Here is a 3,522-nt window from a genome sequence, read left to right as displayed (position 1 = left end):
CAGGAGCTGTTCTCCGGCCTTGAGAAGCGGGCACGGCTGGCGGTTGGTCTGGCCCGGAAGCTCGGGGAGCGGATGGAGCAGCAGCGGGAAGCCGAACGCCAGAGGCAGGAGCGGGTCCGTCAGGCCGAAATCAGGCGGGAAATGCAGCGGCAGGCAGAGCAGCGGGCGGCCGATGAAGCCCGGAAGGCCGCCGAGCTGGCAAGACAGAAGCAAGCCGCCAAAGAGGCCGAGAGGCCAACAGTCAGGCGTTCCCGTGATCGGGGGCCAAGTATTGGGTTTTAAAATTTGAATGCGCGAATCAAAAGCGGCTTTCAATTCTTCAAGGAACTACATCTGTGAGCTATTTTTATCTCGGTATAGCCATTGTTGCCGAAATCATCGCAACTTCTCTTCTTAAAACCTCTGAAGGTTTCACACGTCTTATCCCGACGATCATTCTTGGTATTGGCTATCTCGTTGCCTTCTATTGTCTTTCGATGGCTCTCAGAGATATTCCGACCGGGATTGCTTACGCAATCTGGTCTGGTGTGGGTATTGTTCTTGTTGCTGTAATTGCCTGTATTTTTCAGGGACAGAGCCTCGATCTACCTGCAATGGTCGGAATGGCTTTGATCATTGCAGGTGTGTTGGTGATGAACCTCTTTTCAACAGCAACGGGGCACTAATTCTGTTTGCATAAAGGTGAGTTCGTCGGACAGGTCGGTCATGATGCTCCCCCCTGAAGGAGTTCGAGTTGCATGGGTGGCCGGGTCTCCGCGGCTAGGGCCTTGCGAACGTCCAGCGAGCCATTCCATGCCACATGCGGATTGATGAAATATACGGCTATTCCTCGGCCCTGCATTCCTTCGATCTTACGCCGTTCACGGCGGATTACGCCCATTTTTTCCAACGTTCCCATGATCCGGCTGACGTTGGCGGGTGCGCATCCGATCCGTTCGGCGAGCTGGTCACGAGTAAGCAGAACCTCCCCGGTGTCTTGCCGGAGATTGAGTATTATCAGATCAAAAGCATGACGGACCTGATTGGGTCGAGCATCTGATGGTAATTCGCGGATGGCGTCCCAGATCGCGGCGGTCTGTGTACGGCTCAACATGCTGAAACCTCCCGGCCAAAGCCCTTCGGCGGTGTCTGGTCGCGCGGCCTTCTGTAGCGCGTGTGTGGCCCTTGAGATGGCTATACGCGCCTCTCCGGGCAAATGATTCAGGAGTTCTTCGGACAGGAGCGAGAGCTGCTCGGCCGCCTGTGCGGCTTCCTCCTGTCCTGACCGCTGTGGTTTGGTGGTGAGGCGCACAATCTGGGCCATGTCTTGCTCCCTGTGGAGAACCCGTTTTTACGTGTCAGGCTATGGCACCAATACGTGTCAGATTCCGACACGTAAAACAATTCATTTCTCCCAGTTTCTTGCGGGGTGTGGCGATCCCTAAGAAAGAGAAAAGAATCTAATCCCCCTGTTGTCCCCCCTTTTTTCGGTGGAAAACTGCCATTCCGGGGTCTGCTCCGGCGCCCTTTGGGCGGGCTACGCCGCTCCCGCTCCGCGCTCGCCCGGATCCTGTGACGCCGGCAGAATCGGGCGAGAGAAAATGGCTCAGGAAGGAATGAGGGAGCTGGCCGGCTTTCCCATCCGGGTGACGGTCAGGGGATATACCAGCCGCTAAGGTTCCCTTTGGCGTCCAGTTTCGGGAAACAGACCGTCCGGCCCTTCTGGCGTTCCATGGTCCAGCCATCCCCCTTGCACAGGGCCAGCATATCGAGGCTGCCAAGCTGGTCGAGGCCATAGGCCCGCTGTCCGGCCGGGGTGTTGGCCCAGCTGGCGGCGGCCTCCTGATTCCGGGCTTTCTGGTATCCGTCCGCGTGCCCGGTGTCCCATCCAGCCCGCTGACCGAAGAAATATCCCCCGCCAAACGCCACCAGAACGAGCAGGAAGGCCGTCAGGCCCGTCCAGAGTAGAGAGGAGCGTATTTCGGTCTGAGCGGCCTGTAGCGCCTTCTGTGAGGCTCCTGTGGCCTGTTTAAGAGCGGCCTTCATTTCGGCCGACAGAGTGTGTTCCTGCTGGTTTCGGGCCGCCTGATCGGACCGGACGGCCCGAAGCAGACGGTTTGTCTCCGCCATTTCCCGGCCGAGCTGGTCGAACGCAGCCAGCCCGTCATCCAGCTCGCGTTCGTCGGTCATGACCGGTCAGGCTCCGGCTTCTGCCAGCCCTCGAACGCCTTGTGGTCATGGTCGCGGGTGATGCGTTTCATCAGCTCGTCAATGACCCGGCCGAAGCGTTCATCCTTCCCGGCCGCGTCGATCAGCAACCCACCCAGAATGACCTTGCGGCGGGTGTCCAGTTTGCGTTCCTCGGCGGTCTGTCTGGCGAGCAAAGTCTGATACCGGGCCTTGGCCTGCTCGACCTGCTGTTTTGCTTTCTCGATGGGTGTCATTTTTTCTCCTGCCCCAAGTGGGTGCAATGGTCTGTCGTTATTCTTGTCCCCGCGTGACCCTGTTGATGATACCCGATTTTTCGGAAGTTTCCTTGATTCGTCGCGGAACGCAAACAACCCTTGCGACGAAGTAGTAAAGGGCGCACTTTAGCATTGTTCCAATGCGTGCGTCAGGGACGTTCCTTCCCTGAACCCTTCCTTATCCCGGTGACCCGTGGCGATCTATCACCTGTCCGTCAAAGCCATATCCCGTTCGGCCGGTCGCAGTGTTGTCGCTGCTGCTGCCTATCGTGCCGGTCAGGAACTGACAGACGAACGGCAGGGCCTGACGCACGACTACACCCGCAAACAGGGGGTGGAGGATGCGTTCATCGTGGCTCCAGATGGTGCAGACTGGGCACAGGACCGGAACGCCCTATGGAACGCAGCCGAAGCGGCCGAGAAAAGGAAGGACGCCAAGACCGGCCGGGAATACGAGCTGGCGTTACCGGCCGAACTGGATGCGGGCGCACGGAAGGAACTGGCGCGGGATTTCGCGGCCGAGCTAGTGGCGCGGTACGGGGTGGTGGCAGATGTGGCGATCCATGCACCCGGCCGGGAAGGGGATAACCGGAATCATCACGCTCACATCCTCACCACGACCCGGACGGCGGGGGCGGAAGGGCTAGGGGCCAAGACGCGGGTTCTGGACGTGGCCAGCACCGCATCGGCCGAAATCGAGCACATGCGGGGGGTGTGGGCGCGCCAGGTGAACATGGCGCTGGAACGACACCTGGTCGAACAGCGGGTGGACCACCGGAGCTTCGAGCGCCAGGGGAAGGAACAGGAGCCGACCCGGCACATGGGCGTGTCAGCGACCGCCCTAGAGCGTCAGGCGGCCCGCGAGATTCCCGGCCGAGATCCTGTGACGGATCTCGGGAAGCAGAATGCGGAGATCCGTGAGCGAAACCGGGTGCTGGAAACGGCCCGCAAGGCCATGGAGAAGGCGCAGGAGCTGTTCTCCGGCCTTGAGAAGCGGGCACGGCTGGCGGTTGGTCTGGCCCGGAAGCTCGGGGAGCGGATGGAGCAGCAGCGGGAAGCCGAACGCCAGAGGCAGGAG

General features: G+C 60.1%; 6 protein-coding genes. 2 read left to right on the top strand and 4 right to left on the bottom strand.

All coding sequences use genetic code 11. From position 1 onward, the window contains the following. The coding region (locus HKD21_RS14245; protein ID WP_194256258.1) for a hypothetical protein at nucleotides 1-213 on the bottom strand (213 nt) is incomplete at its 3' end. Between the two features lie 122 nt (nucleotides 214-335). Between HKD21_RS14245 and HKD21_RS14240 the strand changes: the two genes are divergently transcribed. Next, nucleotides 336-665, top strand: a complete 330-nt coding sequence (locus tag HKD21_RS14240; RefSeq protein ID WP_061487135.1) for a DMT family transporter — start codon at nucleotides 336-338, stop codon at nucleotides 663-665. A 38-nt stretch (nucleotides 666-703) separates the two neighbouring features. On the opposite strand, the gene HKD21_RS14235 is transcribed toward HKD21_RS14240, so the two are convergent. The 3 genes from HKD21_RS14235 to HKD21_RS14225 form a co-directional block, all read right to left on the bottom strand. After that, complete coding sequence (locus tag HKD21_RS14235; protein WP_194256257.1) at nucleotides 704-1,303, bottom strand: helix-turn-helix domain-containing protein; 600 nt, start codon at nucleotides 1,301-1,303, stop codon at nucleotides 704-706. Nucleotides 1,304-1,632: 329 nt separating this feature from the next. Then, on the bottom strand, nucleotides 1,633-2,169 hold the full coding sequence (locus HKD21_RS14230; protein ID WP_061487132.1) for a hypothetical protein: 537 nt from the start codon (nucleotides 2,167-2,169) through the stop codon (nucleotides 1,633-1,635). Continuing rightward, a complete protein-coding gene (locus HKD21_RS14225; protein ID WP_061487133.1) occupies nucleotides 2,166-2,423 on the bottom strand; it encodes a hypothetical protein in 258 nt (85 codons plus the stop codon). Before HKD21_RS14225 ends, HKD21_RS14230 begins: the two co-directional genes overlap by 4 nt. A gap of 214 nt (nucleotides 2,424-2,637) precedes the next feature. On the opposite strand from HKD21_RS14225, the gene mobQ reads away from it, so the two are divergent. Further along, the coding region (gene mobQ, locus HKD21_RS14220; RefSeq protein ID WP_194256256.1) for a MobQ family relaxase at nucleotides 2,638-3,522 on the top strand (885 nt) is incomplete at its 3' end.

This window comes from Gluconobacter cerevisiae, from assembly GCF_015244675.1.
GTDB lineage: Bacteria > Pseudomonadota > Alphaproteobacteria > Acetobacterales > Acetobacteraceae > Gluconobacter > Gluconobacter cerevisiae.
Note: the sequence above shows the minus strand (reverse complement) of the source record. Positions and strands in the feature narration are given on the sequence as shown.

Excerpts from the sequence above, each read along its gene's own strand:
- HKD21_RS14235 (WP_194256257.1), bottom strand. The coding sequence starts at position 1,303 with ATGGCCCAGATTGTGCGCCTCACCACCAAACCACAGCGGTCAGGACAG.
- HKD21_RS14230 (WP_061487132.1), bottom strand. The coding sequence starts at position 2,169 with ATGACCGACGAACGCGAGCTGGATGACGGGCTGGCTGCGTTCGACCAG.
- HKD21_RS14225 (WP_061487133.1), bottom strand. The coding sequence starts at position 2,423 with ATGACACCCATCGAGAAAGCAAAACAGCAGGTCGAGCAGGCCAAGGCC.